This window comes from uncultured Gimesia sp., from assembly GCF_963972345.1.
Lineage (GTDB): Bacteria > Planctomycetota > Planctomycetia > Planctomycetales > Planctomycetaceae > Gimesia.
Genome location: NZ_CAXAVM010000069.1, coordinates 1 through 19,591, shown reverse-complemented (window position 1 = coordinate 19,591; position 19,591 = coordinate 1). Strand labels below are relative to the sequence as shown.

Annotated in this window: 13 protein-coding genes, 1 tRNA gene and 1 pseudogene; 8 read left to right on the top strand and 7 right to left on the bottom strand. The window is 49.3% G+C overall.

Features of this window, described 5'->3' with window-relative positions:
• Positions 1-41: 41 nt before the first annotated feature.
• From AACZ40_RS13465 to AACZ40_RS13450, 4 genes are all read left to right on the top strand, one after another.
• Positions 42-596: a hypothetical protein gene (locus AACZ40_RS13465; RefSeq protein ID WP_291180376.1), complete on the top strand. Its 555-nt coding sequence runs from the start codon at positions 42-44 to the stop codon at positions 594-596.
• Between the two features lie 282 nt (positions 597-878).
• Positions 879-2,270, top strand: coding sequence for a ParB N-terminal domain-containing protein (locus tag AACZ40_RS13460; protein WP_291180373.1), 1,392 nt, complete (start codon positions 879-881; stop codon positions 2,268-2,270).
• Positions 2,271-2,538: 268 nt separating this feature from the next.
• Positions 2,539-2,994 (top strand): ParB/RepB/Spo0J family partition protein, encoded by a 456-nt coding sequence (locus AACZ40_RS13455; protein ID WP_291180370.1) that lies wholly within the window; start codon positions 2,539-2,541, stop codon positions 2,992-2,994.
• Between the two features lie 921 nt (positions 2,995-3,915).
• Complete coding sequence (locus AACZ40_RS13450) at positions 3,916-5,100, top strand: toll/interleukin-1 receptor domain-containing protein (protein ID WP_291180367.1); 1,185 nt, start codon at positions 3,916-3,918, stop codon at positions 5,098-5,100.
• A gap of 50 nt (positions 5,101-5,150) precedes the next feature.
• On the opposite strand, the gene AACZ40_RS13445 is transcribed toward AACZ40_RS13450, so the two are convergent.
• A complete protein-coding gene (locus AACZ40_RS13445) occupies positions 5,151-6,038 on the bottom strand; it encodes a hypothetical protein (protein ID WP_291180364.1) in 888 nt (295 codons plus the stop codon).
• 331 nt (positions 6,039-6,369) lie between these two features.
• Here AACZ40_RS13445 and AACZ40_RS13440 point away from each other — a divergent pair, with 331 nt between their 5' ends.
• Positions 6,370-7,464, top strand: coding sequence for a hypothetical protein (locus AACZ40_RS13440; RefSeq protein ID WP_291180361.1), 1,095 nt, complete (start codon positions 6,370-6,372; stop codon positions 7,462-7,464).
• A gap of 80 nt (positions 7,465-7,544) precedes the next feature.
• Here the strand turns inward: AACZ40_RS13440 and AACZ40_RS13435 are convergent, their stop codons facing one another.
• Together AACZ40_RS13435 and AACZ40_RS13430 are read right to left on the bottom strand one after the other, a co-directional pair.
• Positions 7,545-7,811 carry a hypothetical protein gene (locus AACZ40_RS13435; protein ID WP_291180359.1) on the bottom strand — a complete coding sequence of 89 codons (267 nt, stop codon included), beginning with the start codon at positions 7,809-7,811 and terminating at the stop codon, positions 7,545-7,547.
• 238 nt (positions 7,812-8,049) lie between these two features.
• Positions 8,050-8,349, bottom strand: a complete 300-nt coding sequence (locus AACZ40_RS13430) for a hypothetical protein (RefSeq protein WP_291180356.1) — start codon at positions 8,347-8,349, stop codon at positions 8,050-8,052.
• Between AACZ40_RS13430 and AACZ40_RS13425 the strand changes: the two are divergent.
• A pseudogene (locus AACZ40_RS13425) lies at positions 8,305-9,060 on the top strand (tyrosine-type recombinase/integrase); the annotation flags it as partial. The gene AACZ40_RS13430 and the pseudogene AACZ40_RS13425 sit on opposite strands and share 45 nt — an antisense overlap.
• Before the next feature lie 164 nt (positions 9,061-9,224).
• On the opposite strand, the gene AACZ40_RS13420 reads toward AACZ40_RS13425, so the two are convergent.
• Positions 9,225-9,298: transfer RNA gene (locus AACZ40_RS13420), tRNA-Ile, on the bottom strand.
• A gap of 273 nt (positions 9,299-9,571) precedes the next feature.
• Here AACZ40_RS13420 and AACZ40_RS13415 point away from each other — a divergent pair.
• On the top strand, positions 9,572-10,678 hold the full coding sequence (locus AACZ40_RS13415) for a sialidase family protein (protein ID WP_291180353.1): 1,107 nt from the start codon (positions 9,572-9,574) through the stop codon (positions 10,676-10,678).
• Here AACZ40_RS13415 and AACZ40_RS13410 read toward each other — a convergent pair.
• The 3 genes from AACZ40_RS13410 to AACZ40_RS13400 form a co-directional block, all read right to left on the bottom strand.
• Positions 10,675-12,747 (bottom strand): CehA/McbA family metallohydrolase, encoded by a 2,073-nt coding sequence (locus AACZ40_RS13410; RefSeq protein WP_339674647.1) that lies wholly within the window; start codon positions 12,745-12,747, stop codon positions 10,675-10,677. The genes AACZ40_RS13415 and AACZ40_RS13410 overlap by 4 nt on opposite strands.
• Positions 12,748-12,790: 43 nt before the next feature.
• Positions 12,791-16,309, bottom strand: a complete 3,519-nt coding sequence (locus AACZ40_RS13405) for a PVC-type heme-binding CxxCH protein (RefSeq protein WP_291180347.1) — start codon at positions 16,307-16,309, stop codon at positions 12,791-12,793.
• Positions 16,310-16,419: 110 nt separating this feature from the next.
• The gene (locus AACZ40_RS13400) at positions 16,420-17,280 is read right to left on the bottom strand and encodes a DUF1080 domain-containing protein (protein ID WP_339674645.1); all 861 of its coding nucleotides are present in this window, start codon (positions 17,278-17,280) and stop codon (positions 16,420-16,422) included.
• A 267-nt stretch (positions 17,281-17,547) separates the two neighbouring features.
• Here AACZ40_RS13400 and AACZ40_RS13395 point away from each other — a divergent pair.
• On the top strand, positions 17,548-19,591 hold a 2,044-nt coding region (locus tag AACZ40_RS13395; protein ID WP_339674643.1), incomplete at its 3' end, for a PSD1 and planctomycete cytochrome C domain-containing protein.

The window sequence follows — 19,591 nt, the reverse complement described above, 5'->3', positions numbered from 1 at the left end:
CGGCATTTTACTTTTCAAAATCCACATTTGGGGAACCATAAATGAGCCAGAGTCTTAAGATCCATGTTCCAGCCGAACGCGACTTTTATTCAGACGAAACAAAAAAAGCGTTGGCACCACTGGTGAAAGAGATTGCCTCTCACAATAAAAAAGTTGACACTCACGAAGCTGCCAGGGCTCGGGTTGAGTCTGGGAACATCGAGTCGATTTCGTCAAAGGACCTCTTTGAAGGTCCAGCCAGCAACACTTACCGTTTCGATTTGTACGGCAAGGCTATTGAACTTTGCGACAAGGTGAAAGAATTTTCCAGTCTTCATGCTGCAGACCATAAGGCAAGATATCGAGGTATCGTTGACGAGCTGGACACATGGCGATTGAGGATTCGCGAAGAACTGACAAAACTCGGTTACGTCGAAGAGGAGTTACATCCGGGACACGTCAACCAAGTCAATAACATCTACCGATGCCACCCAGAGGCTCTGAAATTGATTCACATGGAGGGGAATTATCGGCAGACCGACTATCTAAAAGGGGGGGATCGGGCTGCATTGGTTGCCGGAATGGACAGACTGAGAAAGCAGTGCCTGGCCACATAGAAACCGCGTTTCCGGGGATCGGCTGAGGAGCATGCCACTCCAGATTGCCAGCCGATCCCTGTTATTGAAACATCAACATTCAAACTGTGAGGCTGGCCGACGACTGGGGATTTCAGGTTCTCCCCCCAGTCGTCGGCGTCGGTGGTCAATCAACCATCTGCTTTTTTAATCCTCTGCCGACCACTGAGACTATTGTGGTTGTTGACTCAGTGGTCGGCATCGGGGCTGGTTGGCAAAGTTCCCGCTTCTACTGAAACCCTCTATTATCAAGGATGATCAATTTTGGATCATGACCCAAAATCAGAAAAGTGCCATTTCATTAGCATCGACTCCGTTAAGCCGAGTCCAGAAAATGACAGGATATACCATCCTGCAAACCCCAAAGATCCCGCCATCATCAAACTTGCCCGTTCCATTTTAAATCAGGGCGTTCTGACTCCAATCATCTATACTGCTGATGGTTTCATTGAATCAGGACACAGGCGACACTGTGCGGCGCGTTTGGCTGGCCTGACAGAGATTCCGGCTATCATGTCGGATATTCGACGGGAGGACGACATCGAAGCGTTTACGGCCCGTCTGGCAGAACACAACATCCAACGCAAGAAAACGTTTGATGAAGAGGTTCGCGAGGAGATTGCCAGGCAGAACCCCGAAACCGCTTATCAGTCTCTGATCGAAGAACGGGAAAAAACGAATGATATTTTAGAACCGTTCAAAATACTGGGGCAAAAGACACGTTCCCGCATCACACGTGCCAAGCGGCTATTCCTGGATGCTGTGCAGAAGGTGATTCATGAAAGGCGCGAACATCTGCCGTTGAGCGTTCGCCAGATTCATTATGCCCTATTAAATGACCCACCGTTGAAGCATGCCAGCAAGCCGAATTCCGTTTATAAGAATGACGCATCCAGCTACAAAAACCTGATCGACCTCACCACACGTGCCAGGTTGGATGGTTCTATTTCGATGGAAGCGATTGCTGATTCTACCCGTCCAGTCTCCTGCTGGCAGACCTACAACGGCCCTCAGGACTTCGTTGCAGATCAGCTGGATCGGTTGCTGTGCGGGTACTGGCGCGACCTGATGCAGTCACAGCCTGACCATATCGAAATTCTTGCTGAGAAGAACACCATTCAATCTATTGTAAATCGAGTGGCTGAACGGTATTGCATCCCCACAGTGACAGGGAGAGGGTACTGCAGCGTTTCCCCTCGTGAGGGGATGCGGCAACGGTATCTGCGGAGTGGGAAGAATCGACTGGTCGTTCTGATCGTCAGTGACTTTGACCCAGACGGGGAGGAGATTGCTCAAAGTTTTGCCCGTTCGATGCGTGATGAATTCGACGTGGAGAACATCCATCCTATCAAGGTTGCCCTGACTGCAGATCACGTTGAACAGTTTGACCTGGTGCCAAGTCCAGACATGAAGGCGAAGCGGGGATCGTCTCAATATGAAAAGTTTGTCTCAAAGTATGGAGACGATGTTTTCGAAGTGGAAGCCCTGCAGCCCAGTCAGTTGATCGACGTACTGACTGATGCCATCGACAACGTGATTGATACCGATCTGTTCAATCGCGAGCTGGCACAGGAAAAGGAAGACGCCAGCAAAATCATGGCACTAAGAAAAGTTGTGCAATCCACCATTGCGGACAGGAATTTCCTGGCGTGTTAGCCCCGACACTATCTTACCTATTTTAACGGGGTCCTTTTTCCCGATTTGCAAAGCCTGACACCATAGTGAACTGTCGCGTTTTGTGTGTGTCTTTCCTTCTTTTTTCGAACACTGCGAATGACCAATATTAGCCCGATACCTGGGCTGCATATAGCCAGTTTTCATGCCTATCAGTATCAGTGAAACGAGTGACGCCGGTTGGTTTCTGAGGGGGTTCACAATCGGCGTCCTCGTTTTCACATTCATCGAACAAATCAGCAGGGGTTTTATGAATTACATTCTCAATCACGTTCGCCTGGACAAGCTGACTAGCCATCCTCTGAGTATTACCCTATATGGGTACGACCTCGACCGTAGATTCATTGCATCTGTGAGACAACACGGGATTATCTGTCCGATTCAGGTTACACAAGACCTGATCATCGTTGACGGTCACCGTCGCTACCAGGCAGCCCGGGAAGTAGGCATCATTGAAGACCATGTGATTGTGCGTATGGACCTGGACGACGAATGGTCGATTCAGGAAGCCCTGATTGAGTGCAACAGACACCGTGATCGGTCAACCGAAGTGAAACTCCATGAAGCCCAGGTTCTGGAATCCATCAAACAGGAGCGGCTCCGGGAACGTGAGTTGGTTGCGGGACGACGGGAAGCCGTTGCCGTTGGTCTGACCGAATACGAGCCGTTCAAGTTTTCGCCGTACCAGTGGGAGTACGACCCGTAAACCGGGGAGACCTGCCACACACAGCATCAGATACAAGCCTCGATCCCGCATTATGAGAGATCGAGGCTTGTATCTGCCGTAAGTTTTCAACCAGCGGCATACAGCCCCGATTGGCAGTGAGTTGAAATAGCCTCGATGTGCCTAACCAGCACTGCGAACGAAGTACCCGGTAGTGACCGATGGAGGCTGGCGAATCGGTCAGGGAGTGACGTCCCTGGCGTCTCTGTGCGTCAGTTAGAAGCGGCGCCCCTGAGTGGGCGTGGAATAATGGAGTAAAGACCTACCCGGATCGAGGCGAAAACCTTTTGAGCGGACCTCATACTATTAAGGTCTTATCTCCGGGTACGCGCCATAGGGCGTGGTCACTCTCAACTGCAAGTCATTGTTTTTATCTCCCCGTATTGAAAGATTCAGGATGACTCAACACGGCAGAGAGGGGAAGAAAACAGCATAGACGGGCTACCCAGTGGGGGCTGCTGGGGAGTTATCACTGTCAGGAAGTTAACCCCCACCTGGGTATCCACGATCCAGAAACAGCGCTGAATACATCTCAGACGGTGAACGGTGAATCAAACTGTTAAGCAGAAATCGAAGCTGTCCCTTGGCATGGATTGCGAAAAGACCTCAGAACGGAATCACGGACGATGGCGAAAAAGTATCGGAACAAAAAAACCAGGGAGTGATGTTTCGCAAGCGGTATAAGGAAAACGCGAACCAGCCCGACTTTGTGGGGTCCTTCACTATTGAGAACGGCAGGGAATACGAGTTTGCTGGCTGGCATGCAACGGGCCGGCAGTCGCCGAAACCATACGTGCGGTTGCGGGTGACGTCTAAGGCGAGAGGGTGATTGACCCGTTGGATTCTGGTAATCATAATATCCAAAGTGCAATCTAAACAATCTACCACCACAGGAGAAAAGGCGTGGCAAACCCTGATCATGTTGAGATAATAAAGCAAGGTGCAGATGCATTCAACAAATGGCGAAGAACAAATCCAGATATCTCTCCAGACTTATCAAATGTGAAACTAACTGGGATTGACCTTACTGGTATCAACTTGGATGGTGCAAATTTAGAAAAAGTGGATTTTAAAAACATCAATTTGAGCAATTCTTCTCTTTGCAACACTCAAATGAGATGGTCAGATTTAGAAGGTGCAGCTGTTAAATGTTCAAATTTTCAAAATGCAGATTTGAGCCATGCCAATTTACGTAATACCATCATAAACAAAACTCACTTTGGTAGTGCGAACTTGCTCGGCACTAACTTTCAAAATGCCAAATTGACTGAAAGTAGTTTTTTTGCTGCTTTATTGCGATTTTCTGAGCTTGTGAATGCAGATCTAAGTAACTCAAACTTAGCACATTCATTTTTTCTAAATGCTTCACTAAAGAATGCTAATTTGGAGAATACAAACCTATATCATACCACTTGGCACAATGTAGATTTGTCAGAAGCGCAAGGACTTGAAAAGATTCAGCATGAGGGTCCTAGCTCAATCGATTTTCAAACTATAGAAAGCTCTAGCGGGAAAATCCCTGAAGTATTCCTTCGGGGCTGTGGGCTTTCAGATGATTTTATATTGTACATCACCGACCATTTTTCGGGTTCTGCAATCGATTTTTATTCCTGCTTTATCAGTTACAGCCATGAAGATAAATTGTTCGCGCGCCGTCTACACGATGCGTTGCAAGGAAAAGGGATTCGCTGCTGGCTTGACGAACACCAAATTCTTCCTGGAGACAACATCTATGATCGGATTGATCACGGTATCCGAGTCTGGGACAAAGTTCTGCTGTGCGCGTCCGAGCATTCCCTCACGAGCGGCTGGGTAAACGACGAACTCAAACACGCTTTTGCCAAGGAAAAGCAGTTGTTCAAAGACAGAGAGCATGAGGTACTGTCTCTGATTCCGTTGAACCTGGACGGATACCTTTTTTCTGGCTGGAACCATCCGAACAAGAATCAGGTTGTCGAACGCATGGCCCCGGATTTCACGGGATGGGAGTCTGACAATGCGAAGTTCGAACAGCAGCTGAAGCGGGTAGTGAAGGCCTTACAGACGAACAACACCGGGCGTGAGCCGGAACCAAAATCGAAACTGTGACCATCATTTTAATACGCTGTCGCATGATAAGAGCATATATTGAGAAAGAACTACAGCATATTAATAATTTTTGAATTGTCGATTGATTTATCGATTAAGTCAATGTGATAAATATCATCATCACCTCTTATCAAATTGAAGTTAGTATCTCGCATTAATTTGTATATCTTGCCTACAGTTGTTTTAACAATAGTGTTCGCAATCTCAACCTCTATCACTTTGTCTGCTAGCGATACTGGCTCTTCTTCTCCTAATTTTCCAAAATTAAGAATTTTCCTTGGGTAATATACACGATTGAGTTGATCTAATTTGTAACTTAGGTCTTTAAGCTCATCCATGATAAATTCAACAGAAGTTACATCTTTCGTTTCTATGTCAGCCACTCGCTTTTTGTTGAAAGCTTTCAAGAATGGTGAATATTCATCATCTTCATCTTTCTTCTGTAATGTCGCTTTAACTTTTTTTGCCAATAGTTTTTTAAACTTCTGTATCGACCAGTAATTCAAATCTCTGGGATAACCAAGGTGTTCAACAATATTGATATCAAAAGTATAATTGGTCATGTCATCTTTGAGGATAATCGTTGGCATGTCGAAAGCCAGCCGGAGTCCCAATTCAAACATTACATTCGGGTTCTTACAGCTTACATCACAAACCACGATTGGTCTGTCATATAAATTTTGGACAATTCTTTCTTGAATGATCCCAACTTCATCACCATCGCTCACCAAGCTGGTCTTTATATCGATGGCAGCCAAAGCTTCTTCAATGATGTCCCTAACCTCTACCCAATGTTCTGCACTGCAACCATCAATTTCAGAGATGGGCATGACTAATCCGCATACGATTGGATTCTCTTGTTCCTCTTGCGGTTCAACTTCTATCGTTTCGGCCTGATCTTCTTTTTTCTGGTTCCGAGATGCTGCTTTTTTGGTCATGATTAAAGGCCCGACTTTGTTGTGATACTGATGCTGTTTGAAACTAAATTCACTCTACAGAGGTCGATATACCAACGTCAATTACTGAATTGCTTTCAATAAAAGTTTGGAACGTATTGACAAATGGTATATACCTTTACCAAAATGCAGGTCTCAAAGCTGAAAGGCATACTGAAATAATCTCTCAAAAAAATACTGAAAACAAGAATCCCCGTCCATGCGCGGTGTGGAGTAGCCGTAAGGCCTCCAAGGCGGTTTCAGTACCGCCTGAGAACAGCACGTATGGACGCGGGTTCTTTTTTGCGCGCTGCGCAAAAGAAAGGTGGTTAGGATGAATACCACATTCACGAACCCTGCGTGCGTCTGTGCTTCCAACAACGTCTCTGGAAGCGGCTTCAATTCCCCCAAAGGTCATTCGACGGCAGTTGATCAGCTGGCACACAAAGCAGCCAACTGGGAAGCCCTGAAACCGGTTGAAGCCCCCACCATCGGCACACCAGCGCCCGACGAAGTGCTGCGCGTCGATGCCCCGCGTCATGACTGGCCGGTTTACCTGGTCAACGTTCCTGAAGACTGGCAAGCTGATTGCTGGCGATCAGCTCCGCCGCACACAACGATGTATAAGAAAGCCAAAACAGCTGCTGAGATTGCTGCGATTCTTAATCGGGAGCGCATCGCAAACAGCAAGGACGGCTTTGTCTCTCACTGGTACATTCGCGTTCGTGTGGGCAGTAAGTATGCCAATCTCAGTGTGGCTTTGCCGACTCCCTGGAAGCCTGAAAACGAATATGATTTGCCCCCCGCATTTATCAGGATCGATGGTTCCCGCGATCAGTGCAAGCAGATTGTCGGTGATTTGAATTCTCGGCTTGATCACTGCGAGCCCGGAGAAGTCCGGAAGCGGGCTTATATCGCCCGTTCCATCTGTCCTGCTGATCTGGAACCGTGGCCGATCCAAGAGGAAACCCAGGCTGGGGAAAGCAAAGCTGATCCAGCCACACAGGCCTTCGAACAAAAGGGTGACACAGTGTCACCTTTAAATAAACCAGCAGGGATGGAAACCCAGTTGGTTGATTCTGGAGAGGACGAAACAGAACTCTTTGAGATTCAGTTGGGGCATCACTTCGCTACGAATCCGACAATTAGCGAAGATGTGATGTTGCATGTTCAGAATGCAAGCAGCAGTGAGGATGCAAGACGTAAGGCTGATTTATTTCTGATGGAATCTGCCATTGATATAAGTCAGCGTATTGCTCTGAATGGGTTCAGTGAAGCCGATAACGATGGGAACGAATACAATGTCGTTCTCACGGATGGCACGCTTTTGCGGTTTCGGTTGAGCAGATGTGAAGCGTTGAACCTGATTTCTGCCTGGAATCAATCGCGTAAACACAGCGAGCCAGAAGCCGTAATCGCTAAACGGTAGTAATGTTTTGGTTTCTCCCGTCTGGCACTGGTCAGGCGGGAGATTTTTAAGACTTTACTTTCCCTAATAAAATAGGGCTTTCAATCATCGTATTCGATATCCCTACCAGAACAAATTTCTATATATGTAATTATAACATGCTCAATAATATCATTATTTTCCACCACCCATCTCAATGGAGAGTAAAACCGTGTTAGCATTTTTTCCTGTTCAGGATAAATGGGCTCTCCATTTGAGTCGTATATAACGGCACACATAGGGCCAATGCTCAAAACATATACCAATAATAAAATAGGAATGGCATAGCCCAGAAAATGAAGAACTTTCCATCTCTTTTTTTCAGACATACGAACAACCTCGGACAGGAAAATTTCTAATCAACATAGTTTAAATGATTGAAGAGCAAAAGTAAGAGGAAATCACAACACCTTCGACAATCGCACTGAATGGAATGTAACGCGATTGATTCTCAGACGATGGATACGTCCTACCATTCGATAAAAACAGCTAAATACGAAAGCAACGCGACATATGGCAAGCATAACCAAAGAACCGAACGGACGTAAAAAAATACAGTTTGTTGGTTCAGATAAAAAACGGCGCTCTATCCGTCTCGGTAAAGCCACGATGAAAACGGCTGAAGCAACCAAAGTCCGTGTTGAATGCCTGGTTTCTTCGAAAATGTCCGGTCATGCCTTGGACGATGTTACATCCCGCTGGCTGACAACGATTGATGATACTTTGCGAGACCGGTTGGCCCGAGTCGGATTGATTGAGCAGCGCGAAGTCGTCCTCCTGGGCAAGCTGATTGACGATTTCATCAAGCTTCGAACGGGTGACGTGAAACCGCGTACGGTGGCAAAATACAAAGTAGTCAAAAAACATCTGATTGACCACTTCGGGAAAGACAAGCCTCTGAAGTCCCTGAATGCGGGTGAGGCTAAGGAATGGCGTGCCTACCTGATTGGTAGGGGATTGGCTGAAAACTCCATACGGAAGCTGTCAGGCATCTCAAAGACGATGTTCAATTACGCGATTGATAAGGAATTGCTTTTCAAGAATCCGTTCAACTGTTTGCCATCCGCGCTGGTCCCTACAAGAGAGCGACACTATTTCCTTTCTATTGACGATACCGAAAAAGTTATTGATGCTTGTCCCGATGCTGAATGGCAGCTGATCATTGCCCTGGCCCGTTACGGTGGATTGAGAACCCCTTCTGAAACGTTTTCTCTGCGTTGGGAAGACATCAACTGGCATCGAAACCGGTTCTACGTCACCAGTCCTAAAACAGAGCGATACGCTGGCAAAGAGGGACGTATCGTGCCGATCTTCCCGGAACTCAGACCGTATCTTGAAAAGTGTTTTTTTGAGCCTGCAGAAAACCGGACAGAGCATGTGATTACCCGACATCGTATCAGAAGCGAGAACTTGCGGACGACGTTTCACAAAATCATTAAGCGGGCTGGTCTCGTACCCTGGCCTAAACCGTTCCAGAATTTGCGATCCAGTCGAGAGACCGAATTGATTGAACAATTTCCTATCCAGACGGTTGTTGCCTGGCTTGGAAATTCGCCTCAAGTAGCCATGCAAAGCTATCTGCAAGTGAGAGAATCGGACTTTGAAAAAGCGGTGCAGAATGCGGTGCAGTACTCGTCTGATCGGGCTGGTATAGGCTCGCAAATGGAAAATAGAAACGATGATTCATCTCATTGCGAATCCGAGACTTGCGAGCCTATACGAGAGGATACTGTACAAAAGAGTAGGGCCGACAGGACTCGAACCTGTAACCAACAAATTATGAGTTTGCTGCTCTAACCGATTGAGCTACGGCCCCAAGTTGTTTTCAGATTGTTCTTTACCACGATCGTCCTGACAACAGCAACGGATCAGTGGACTCCGATATCTTTCAAAGAAATGCAAGGCTGATAGCTTACTGGACCTTCTGGGGACTGTCAAAGCAACACGACTTGAAAGCGGCATTCCTGATTAACTTTCCGTCAATTTTGCCCGTCTGTTGAAGTCAGACACAGGACAAGGTAAACAGGATCGTAGCGACATCCAGTTTCCCGGGTTTTTTCCCTGTCACAAATCGAGGCCCGCTTCCATCATGTGCCCCCTGTCTCGCGCTACCCGCTCTCACTGTCCGATACGACTGCTGACAGTTTGCTGTCTCTGCCTGATTTTGGGAACGGTCAATTCCCCGATCAAAGCGGAAAATTCTCCCACCACACCGGGTACACCAATTCGAGTGGGATCCGTGACTGGCGGACACATTCATCCTGCCCTCTGTCGCGCTGCAAATGGTGACCTGCTGGCGGTCTATAATGAAAATGGCGGGGGTGGAAAGGAACTGCTGCTTGCCCGCTCCACCGATGGCGGCCTGAACTGGTCGGCCAGTCAGCCGATTCCCACAATTAAAGAGTGTTCCATTTATCCAGGCTCACTGACCACACTCAAAAGTGGCGAAATCGTTTTGCACTGGTCCTGCTATCGGATTGAGGGAGCGCGGCGGTGGCGGGTGCCTCAATTCTGCACATCAAAAGATCATGGCGTCACCTGGTCTCCTGTCACCGAAATTCCCCTGGACGATTGCACGAATTATACCTGCCTGCGACATCCCATCCTGGAACTCGATGCCGATCACTGGGTCTGTCCTTTTTACGATCGCACGGTGATTTATGATCGCAGCAAACACAGGATCACTCCTTTCGGCGATGGTCGCAATCACGGCATGGTGCCCCTCGTTCGCACACAGCAGGGGGCTCTGATCAGCGGAGCCCCCCAAAGCCATGCCCCTGTGCCTTCCGGAAAACCGGGCAACATGGTGAATGGCCTGCGTTCATCCGATCAGGGACAAACCTGGCAGCCTCTGCAGTCACTCCCCTACTTTGGTGTCGCCGGTTATGATCTGACTGCTTTGAAGCAGGGTCCTGTCGTACTCACTTCAATCCTGTATGGCGTAGGCCGTGATGATGAATGGGCCTACGAACTGAAACTCTCGCATGACGCAGGTCAGACCTGGGACCACCATCACGCCGTGATCATTTATAATCCGGGCCGACCGATTAAAGGTCGAGGCTGGCCGCGCACCGTGCAGATTGATGAAAAGACGCTGGGCACACTGTTCTACGATCTGGATCCCAACCAGACGGGCGGCCCCGGCGTGTTCTTTGTGCGCACGCCTCTCAGCGCATTGCAGACAACCGGACGCTAATTCGTACTGCGGGCGATCTGGCTGGCACGCCAGGCTTCGCCATACAGGGCAAATCCCAGTTGCACAGTTTTGGATGCGTTTCGCAGCGCTTTCGTCAGTTTCGGATCGAAGGGCTCTATTCCTCTCTTTCTCAACAGACTGGCGGCCTGCAGGATGACTGCCTGGTCGTAATCTTCCAGTTGTTTGAACAGTGCCTCCAGATCTGCCTGATGCTGTTTCACCAGTCGCTCTGCATAATCGTAAGCAGTTGTTCTGTTGCCATCGCCGTCCACATCGATCCAGACCGCGCCCGTCGAGCCCACGACCTGCGATTCAAATTCGGGGGAATCGGGTTGATATGGTTTTGCGAACTGCCAGTATGGCGCAGTCACGCCGGGACCTGTCGCAATTGCCACCAGAAAACAATCGTGCGAGGGTAGATTCAGTTTCCAGGTCTCCTGCCACTTCACGCCTCCCCGTTTCGCGGACTTGATCTGCTCGCTCCGAATCAATTGTCCGTTCGCATACAGTTGAATCTGTTCTGCCTTCACCCATGAGGGCCCCGAGACCGTCAGGCTCACATTCCATGCTTTGGCTGATGGTACCAGCTCTCCTGGACCATAGCGGGAATTCACTTTCATCTGGGTCAACAGGCCGTAAGACAGGAGAACCTTACCATTCACGAAGCTTTGAACAGCCTGACCGATATCAATCTTACCCGGCTCCCGATCTTCTGCCTGGATATAAGTGCGGGACTGACCAACGATATATCGACTGACATCATGCGAGTCGCTGCACCCCACGGGCGTCAGCAACCGGCCGCGGTTCAACATGCCGAACCAGTCACGATACAACTGCAGCACATCCGTCTGAGTGGCTCCCGAATTTATAAGTTCCATCGCATTCGCCTGCAGCCGCCAGTCATCCAGGTTCTCTCCCGTCAGACTCAGATGATTTACAGGATCTAATGGACGGTATTTGGAATGAAGATCCCGGGCATGATTTAAAATCACCGCTTTCACATGCGGTGTTTCATAAATGCTTTCAAAGATCTCGTTCCACGAGGAAAGTTTAAAGTCGGGAACGGGACCTTTCGACTGGACAGGAAACACATTGAAGTGCCCCCACTTCGTCGTAACTTCATTTCCGATCACCGGCGTAAAATAGCTGCGTACGTTCAATTTTTGAGCCAGGGGTTCATAGTCAATCTGCTGGTTGTGATCGGTGGCAATGGGAAATTCGATCTGCTCTCCTGCCAAAGTCAGCATGCGTTCTTCCATCGAACAGTCGCCGTGCCCGGAATGGGTCAAGGTATGAATGTGCGTATCACAGCTCACATAGCCCGACGTATCCACTTCCCGGCCTATCTTAAGATCAAGCTTCTTTTGATCTCCCTTTTTCAGGATCAGTCGATGCTGATCGACGCCGTATTCGAATCCACGTCCGGCATACACAGTATATTCACCTGCCGGCAACGGGAATTGAGTTTTGCCGTCGCGGGTATAAATCACCCCTGTCCTCACCGCCTGACGTGCATTCGATTCAGCAGCGGTCACAACCAGTGCCCCCTCCGCATTCACAATGGTGATACGGCAGGGAATTCCCTGCTTCGTTTCTTTGTCAGTTACTTCGATCGACAACTGCGTTTCCGCCAGAAACTTCGAAGCTGGTTCAGTCAGAAGTACAATCTCACCCACCTGGATGTCATCAGGATCACGCTTCCCAGACTGGAATATTCGCAGCTGATTAATGCCTGTTTTCAGTGACTTCGGCGGAACAGGTAACAATAACTGCTGATCCTGTTCATGCCGGACCAGCTTTCCCAGGACCTTACCATTCAGTTCAACATTCCATGTCTGTTTGACATCCTGCTGACGTAACAACAGAGCCGTTTCCCCGGGATTGGCTTCTGCTTCAAATCGAATATTCAATTCGTCAGCCTGCGGTTTTTCTGGAAACGTAGTCCATTCACGGTCCCCTGACGGACGCAGGTGCAACAGTTGCTCAGTAATGATGAGCGGTTCTGCAGCCAGCACTGTCGAAGTGATCAACAGACAAAACAACAAAGTCAGAAAATGGGAGGTCGGCATGACGAGCGTTTTTCTTGAGAGCACCATGGATTCGTTTAAATGATTATGGAAGCGAATTGGCTGTCGTTTCTTTGTTAGTACTTTGCAGCAGGAACGCTAACAGATCGTGCAACTGTTGCGGCGAAAGAATTTCCAGCAGATTTGCAGGCATGAGTGAGAGCGGCGACTGCTGCTGCTCGTCAATTTCATTTTTCGCGATCGTGAATTCTTTTCCTTTCGTATCGACAAACACCAGCACTGCTCCTTCTTCTCGCTTCTTCAGTCCGGAAAAGATGCGCCCGGCATCCGTGATAACAGTCGTCGTACGAAAATTGATATCGACGGCACGATTCGGATCCAGTACATCTTCCAGCAGGCGTTCTAGCCCCCGGTTCCCGATGCCATCCAGTTGAGGGCCGACCAGGGCCCCCTTGCCTGCCAGTTGATGACAGACGGCACAGTTTTTCTCAAAGACCGCTTTTCCATTTTCAACAGACAATTCAAAGGATGCATGCGACTGCAGATGTTGAGCGATATTTTCCTGTATCTGTTTTTCACGGGGAGGCAATGCCTTGAGCAACTGTTCCGCGCGATGTTTGAGTTGCATATCAGAGGATTGTTGAATCTGATTGCGAATCGCAGGTTCTGCCAGGAGATGTGGCGAGGCGATCCCCTGTCCCGCATATGCGATCAGTCGTTCCATGCCGTTGGGCTGCTGAGCTACTTCGGCTGCCAGGGCAGACTGCAGACGGGAGGGATACAACTTGAAAGCCTGTTTCATCAAGTCATCCACCCGGTCCTGCTTTTGTTCAATCACGGCCTCTATCACAGCCTGTTGAAAACTGCCCGCTGCAGGATTCCGTGAAACTGGCAGCGGAAACAGAGGTCGAAACGCATCTGTTCCATCCAGAGATATCAGGGCGGAAGCCAGTTCATTTTTCAATTTCGGATCAAGCCTGGATTGACTCAACAGAGCGACCATCTTTTCACGGGCCGAGCGAATTTTAAACTGCTCCACCAGACTGGCGGCTGCGGACCAGCGATTGATCTGCTGCTGCAGACTTTCGCGGGGAATGGAGACCACTTCAGGTTGAAATCGTCCGATGGCCAGCCAGGCATAGGCATTGCCGGTGTCACTGTCAACTACTTCCAGGTATCCTTCAGTCCCTGCAAACTCCTTCAAATCCCAGCGGACCAGTTGCGCCAGATCATTTCGTGGCGCAGATACCCGTTTAAGGACACGTTGATCATTCAGGCTGCGCAACTGCACATAATTGAATCCATTATCAGGCTGCTTCGGAAAACCGGTATGACCTGCCAGATAAAAACTCAATTCGGGTGGAATGGAAAAAGGCTGTGATATCAGTCGCCCGGTTGCCCGTTCTCCCGCAGGTAAACTGCAGAAAAAGGGCGCTGACCTGTTCCCATCAGCAGAAGCTCGCTGCTGTAATGTCCAGGGATTATCACTCTGCTCTGCACCCAGCGGATAATTAACCCACTGAACGGACTGGACCTTCTGCTCCAGCAGTAATTTTTGAGTCAGTTGGGTGGCCCAGTCTGAAAGGGCAGAATCGATGCGCAGCCCTTTCTGCTGATATCCCTGCCACACCGCCTTGATAATTTCCACCTGCAGATCGATATTCTCAGCCAGTTGTGTTCGAGCCAGCTGAATGACCTCGGACAGCTGCTCTGCGGGCAGATAACGCACCATATGCCTGAAGTATTCCGGCAGTTTTTCCTCGTTTACGTTTTCCGTCTGCAGGTACCAAATCAGATACAGGGCCGCCTGTTCGGTGTGTACCGCCAACGTCAGTGATGCCAGTTCGCTGCGCTGTTTTGAGTTCAATGTTTTCCAGTCCAGTTGTTTTAAGATTTCAGAATCCCGAAGTTGTAACATCAACGCCCGTCTTACGACATATTCCAGATGATGATCTTCCGCCGGGATCTCTTTAAGTAAAGCGAGCAGAGCCGGGATATTCTCGAGAGCGGGGTGCAGTCCCAGCGCTTCTGCGGCAGCACGCTGCACGAACGCATCTGGATCCTGCAACGCATTTGTCATCTGTCGACGATGGGCAGGACTCCATGATTTTTGTTCCGCCAGAATTTTCGCAGCATGAATCCGCACCAGTTCCGCAGGACTCGCCAAAGCTTCTCCCAGCAAGCTGTCAGTCAACGCATCCCGACGAAACAGCGCCCACAGCGCATGCACGACGATTGCTGGCTGCTTCGCTTCGGACACTGCTTTCTGTAGTGGCTCTATCACATCCAGTTCTGACTGATCTGAAAGATAATCCGTGATCAGCATCCGTGTCGTCAGATTAGAAGTACCAAGCGCAGCGATTAACTGTCCCACGGTCATTTGAGAATAGTCCACCGGAGAATGATCTTTGTCTTTGCAGACAATTCGCCAGATGCGTCCCCGATAGCGATCCCGCCCCGGATGATCGAGGGGAACTTCATAATGCCCAATAATCTTGTTATAGAAGTCAGCTACATACAGGGCACCATCGGGGCCCTGTCGAATATCTACCGGGCGAAACCAGGGATCAGTCGAGATCAGAAAATCAGGTTCTTCCTGTGCGATGATCGTAGACCCATGATACACGGGAGAATTCCGGTTCACGCGGCTCGTCATGACGTTTCCGCTGAAGAAATCACCTTGATACTCCGGGGGAAATTGATCTGCAGAAATGATTTCCACACCGGCAATCGCGGTGGAACCATGCAGATGATCCATCATGGGCTTCACAAATCCCAACCCGTCGTGGGGTTTGCCGAAACTCGGATAGTATCCGCCTCGTAGAATCTGGTAGATCGGTTTCGAGTGGCAGTCTGCTGTAAACAGATTTCCTTTTTCATCAAAGGTAGAGCCAAACGGATTTACCTGTCCGTGCGTGAAATGTTCAACCCGCGAACCATCCAGCCGCATCCGGTAGGTATTCCCAGACTGCATCTCGACTACATGACCATCGCTGCCACTCACGTGGGTCTGGTTGTTAAAGCCGTGGTTGGCATACAACCAGCCGTCAAAGCCGCGACGAAACGAGTTATTCATGCCATGCGTATCACGTTCAAAGCCCATCGGGCCGAACAACTTTGTCACTTTGTCCGCGCGGCCATCTCCGTCCGTATCTTCGTAATAACTGATATCCGGAATACTGAAAGCGATGACTCCATTTCGATAAGGATACAGGCCGATCGGAATATTCAGACCTTCGACAAACGTGATCACTTTATCAGCACGGCCATCACCGTCTGTATCTTCCAGGATCTTGATCGCATCCTTCCCCTGCTCTCCCGCTTTGACGGGATAAGGATATTCGGAAGATTCCGTAAGCCAGAGTCGACCTTTAATGTCAAAGGCCATATTCAAAGGTTTCTGAATTTGAGGCTCGGCTGCGAACAACTGAATTTCAAATCCGGGTGGCAGAGTAAATGACTTCTGTTCGTTCTGTGGGGTGAGCGGTTCCGTCGGGCGAATGAATTCTCGAAACGGATTATCCGATTTCTGGGCTAGTACGAATGCAGGCGTCAGCAGACACCAGACCAGACACCACCAGCAAACCCGAAAATTCTGCATCATCGTTGCTTCACCTGTGAATCTTCAAAAGAAAAACCCGCCTGCTGGATACACTCACGTGCCAGGAGACGGGTTCAATCGTAAGGGATCAATTCAGCAGAATCAATCGGCAGTTAATCAAGTTCTTTAATATAAATATTGCGGAACTGCATCAGGCTGCTGGCAGGACTGAAAGTTCCATCCTTCAATTTTCCACCATGATGCTGAAAAGCAATCGGCCCTTTTTCCGGAACGTCTGGCAGCTGGGCATTTTCCAGGACCATTTCATTATTCAAAATAACGGTCAGCCGGTCCTTGACCATGATAATAATGAACTTATTCCATTCCCCCACTGGTTTGTCGGCATTAATCTTGGGAGTCACACCTGCTCGAACTTCAGGAGAAACCGACTGATTGCGGCGGTATGAATAAACTTCCCCCGAACCAATGGGCCAGCACCAGATATTGACTTGCGCTTTCGGAGTGCCTCGCAGATAGATTCCCGAATCGGCATTCGGAAGCTCGACTGTAATGACATTGCCTTTGGCATCTTTTAATTCTGAACCATCGGCTAAAACAATGGGCACCTTATACAGTCCCGTGGTTTCTTTGATGCGCCATTCCATGCTTAAAATGAAGTCGCCATACTCTTTCTCAGTCCAGAGATTCTTATCCCCTTTGGCTTCGCTCTGTGCATCATAGTCGATCACTCCTTCCACGACTTTCCAGTGACCGTTGTCACCTTCCGGGACTTTCCAGCCGGTAAAGTCTTCGCCGTTAAACAAAGAGGTATACCCCGGATGTAAGGCATCTTCTGGTGGAATTTTTACGATCGCACCATCGGTAATACTCCCCTCTTTGGGCAGAGGTTCTGGTAACGTCTTCGGTTTGTCCGGCTTCGTTTCTTTCTGAGCCAGAACTTCGTTTTGACCGACCAGGGAACATACTGCGCACAAACACAACCCCCAGCCAATGATCTTATATCGAATACTCATGATTTGCCTTTTCTCAAAATGGGACATCAATGCAGAATAGTCACCGCCGCAGTGCAGCAGTCGATTAAGGTCAATCGTATCGCAAGACTGTTCGCCTTCCCACCCAAATACATAACTTTGTTAAGAGAAAGATCAGTGTAAGTTTGTGTCCAGGCTTTGAATCAGTTTGAAATGAAATTGATTTCTCATGTCCCGCCCAGTACCTTTATAGAGAAGACTTCAAGCATATCATCCCGATCTTTTTACCTGACATTGAGAGATTTCTCTATGTACGTTTCTTCTGCTCGTCTTGCGCAGACATTTTGCAGTGGCCTCTGTTTCGCGCTGCTGCTGAGTCTGCCATTGATCGAAGTTGCTTCAGCAGAAGAGACCCCGCTGACGGCACAAAAAATTTTCTACCTTCAGAAGATTCGTCCCCTGCTGGAACAGAAGTGCCTGGGCTGCCATGGCAGTACACCCGACGATATCAAGGGGGACTACAACATGCTGACGCGGGACTCCCTCATCAGGGGGGGCGAGTCAGGCGAACCGGCAGTGATTATCGGCAAACCCGAAGAGAGTCCCTTCTGGAAAGCGGTCACCTGGAAAGATGAAAATATTCAGATGCCGCCCCAGGAACGCAATCGGCTGAATGCAGCGGAAATCGCTGACTTGCAACAGTGGATCTCAACAGGTGCCGTCTGGACAGACAGGGAACTCCTCCCATCGAGCACGAACAATTCCAGCCAGCAGTCCTCCATCGTGATGTCCACCTCAGGCGGACAGAGTCCGACCTGGACCAACCGCACCTACGAACCTGCTGACATCTGGGCCTATCAGCCCATCCAACGTCCTCCGGTTCCCTGGGCGGCACTCGGTAAAAAACTGAATTCCCAACGAAATCCGATCGACGCATTCATTCAGCAGAAACTTAAGCAGAAACAACTCATCGCTTCCCCTGCAGCAGAGAAAAAAACACTCATTCGACGCGCTACCTATGATCTGACCGGGCTGCCTCCCACCTTGAAGCAGATCCATGAATTTGAAAATTCCCAGCATCAAGACAGCTGGTCACTGTTAATTAAAAAGATGATGGAGAGCCCCCATTATGGCGAGCAGATGGCTCAGATGTGGATTGACGTTGTCCGCTATGCTGACACCAGCGGGTTTGCCAATGATTATGAACGCCCCAATGCCTGGCGGTATCGCGATTATCTGGTGCGCAGTTTTAATGCCGACAAACCCTATGATCGATTCATCATCGAACAACTGGCGGGCGATGAACTGGACCCCGACGATCCCGAACTGCTGATTGCCACGGGCTACCTTCGCAGCGGCCCGTGGGAACACACGGGAATGAGTGTCGCCGCGGTAACCCGTCAGCTCTTTCTGGATGATATCACGCAAAGCACGGGCGTCAGTTTTCTGGCACATAGTTTTCGTTGTGCCAAATGCCACGATCACAAGTTTGATCCGGTCCCCACTCGTGATTACTACCGCATCCAGGCAGTCTTTGCTCCGGTTCAATTCGCAGACCGCAAAGTGGAATATCAGCCTTACGAAAACATTTCCGGTTTTGCCGACATGAAAGAACGCACCGAACGACTCCTTGCAGAAACCCGGGCACAACAACAGCAATTTAAAGAGAAAACAGACGCAGCGATCGCCGCCTGGCTCAAAGAAAACGGTTATCAAAACCTCAAACAGGTTGCTGCCGATAAGCGGCCACCACTCAGATGGTTTGGTTTATCTGAGTTCGAAAAAAGCCTGCTGAAAATCAATAACAAACGCATCGACTATTTCGAGCGGGAACTTAAACGGTATGAACCATATGCTTTCAGTGTTTACAATGGTCCCCCCAACAATTACCGCTCTACGAAAACGGTCAACCTCATCCCTGGTGCGAAACAAAAACAGGGCGAAATCCAACAGACGTTCATCCTTGCCGGAGGCGCGATCACTGCTCCCACAGAAAAGGTGACGCCGGGAGTTCTCAGTGCGGTGGCCGGCTCCAACAGTTCCAGAGAACCGAATGCCTGGAATACCATCCCACAGACCTCTGAAGGCAGACGACTGGCTTTGGCCCGCTGGATTGCCAGCTCGAACAACACCCTGACCGCCCGGGTAATTGTGAACCGCATCTGGCAGTTGCATTTTGGAACCGGACTGGTGGCTACTCCCAACAACTTCGGGCAGAAAGGAGATCAGCCCTCCCACCCGGAACTGCTGGACTGGCTCGCTACCTGGTTCATGGATCATGGCTGGTCGATCAAACAACTGCACCAGCTGATCATGACTTCGGAGACTTATCAGCAAAGCAGTCAGCCTGTCG